This window comes from Caballeronia choica, from assembly GCF_001544535.1.
Classification (GTDB): Bacteria; Pseudomonadota; Gammaproteobacteria; order Burkholderiales; family Burkholderiaceae; genus Caballeronia; species Caballeronia choica.
Genome location: NZ_FCON02000418.1, coordinates 1 through 1,683, shown reverse-complemented (window position 1 = coordinate 1,683; position 1,683 = coordinate 1). Strand labels below are relative to the sequence as shown.

Below are 1,683 nucleotides of genomic sequence, written 5' to 3'. Positions count from 1 at the left end.
CTGCCCGCCGAGGTCATCGAAGGCTTGAAGGTCCTCTTACGCGGCGGTGTCGCGGTGTCCTCCGCCGAGGAGGCCTTCGTGATCGAGCGTAGCCTGCCCCACGGGCACGTGGCCGCCGTGCTCGGCGCGGCCCGCGCCTGCGGCGCCGAGCAGTGGTTTGCGGCGGCGCCTGCCGCGCTGCGCTCGGTGCTGATGGCGCTCCTGGTGGCGCGGGTGGTCTCGCCTGCCTCCAAGCTCGCCACCCATCGCATGTTGTGCGAACAGACCGCGACTCACTCGCTGTCGCGGCTGCTGAAGTTGGGCGAAATCGAACTTGAGCAGCTCTATGCGGCGCTCGACTGGCTCGGCGAAGCGCAGGAAGGCATCGAGAAGCGACTTGCCCAGCGGCATCTGAGCGGCAGTACGCTGGTGCTCTATGACCTCACCTCCACGTGGCTGACCGGACGCTGCTGCGAACTCGCCGCCCACGGTTATAGCCGCGATGGCAAGCGCGACGATCCGCAAATCGTGTTCGGCTTGATCTGCACGAGCGACGGTTGTCCGGTGGCCGTCGAAGTGTTCGCTGGCAACACCGCCGATCCGGCTACCGTGGCATCGCAGGTGGACAAGCTCAAGCACCGCTATGGCATCGAGAAGCTCGCCTGGGTGGGCGATCGGGGCATGCTCACGCAGGCGCGCATCGACACGGTCTTGCGCCCCGCGGGCCTTGACTGGGTGAGCAGCCTGCGCGCGCCGCAGATGGCCGCACTCGCCCACGAGAAGGGACCCTTCCAGCCCTCGCTATTCGATGAGCGCAATCTGCTGGAGGTGACCAGTGAGGCGTTTCCCGGTGAGCGACTCATCGTGTGCCGCAATCCGTTATTAGCCGAGGAGCGCAGCCGCAAACGCGAGGCGCTGCTGCAGGCCACCGAAGCCGAATTGATGAAGATCGCCGAGGCGACCACACGCGCGCGCAATCGGCTCAAGGGCACCGAAGCGATTGCCTTGCGGGTGGGTCGCGTCATCGATCACTTCAAGATGGCCAAGCACTTCGAGTTGAGCATCACTGACTCGAGCTTTAGCTGGGAGCGCAAGACCGCGCAGATCCAGCAGGAGGCCGCGCTCGATGGCCTGTATGTCGTACGTACGAGTTTGCCGGCAGAGGCTCTGTCAGCCGAGGCGGCCGTGACGGCCTATAAGGGACTGGCGGTCGTGGAGCGCGCCTTCCGTTCGCTCAAGACGGTCGATCTGCAGGTGCGCCCCGTGTTCCACTGGAACGCCCAACGCGTGCGGGCGCATGTCTTTCTATGCATGCTCGCTTATTACGTCGAGTGGCACATGCGCGAGACGTTAAAGCCGATGCTGTTTGATGACGAATACATCGAGCTCGCGCGTGCCACTCGACCCTCGCCAGTCGCTAAAGCACGGCGCTCGGACCAGGCCAAAACCAAGGACACCACCCGGCTTAGCGAGGACGGCTTGCCGGTCCATAGCTTTCGCACACTGCTCGATGATCTGGCCACGCTTGCGTACAACGTCTGCCACACCCCTCTCAATCCGCAAGCAAAGATCGTGATGATCACGCGGCCGACGCCGATACAAGAGAAGGCCTTCCGCCTGCTCAACGTCAACCCCACCCCTTGTACCCAGTAATCGTCTCACTCGCAAAAGAATAATCCTGATAAATCAAAGGATTATGCGCGC

General features: G+C 63.5%; 1 protein-coding gene. It reads left to right on the top strand.

Annotated features, from left to right (window positions below):
- The coding region (locus tag AWB68_RS44605) for an IS1634 family transposase (protein ID WP_087650420.1) at positions 1 to 1,632 on the top strand (1,632 nt) is incomplete at its 5' end.
- Between the last annotated feature and the right edge of the window lie 51 nt (positions 1,633 to 1,683).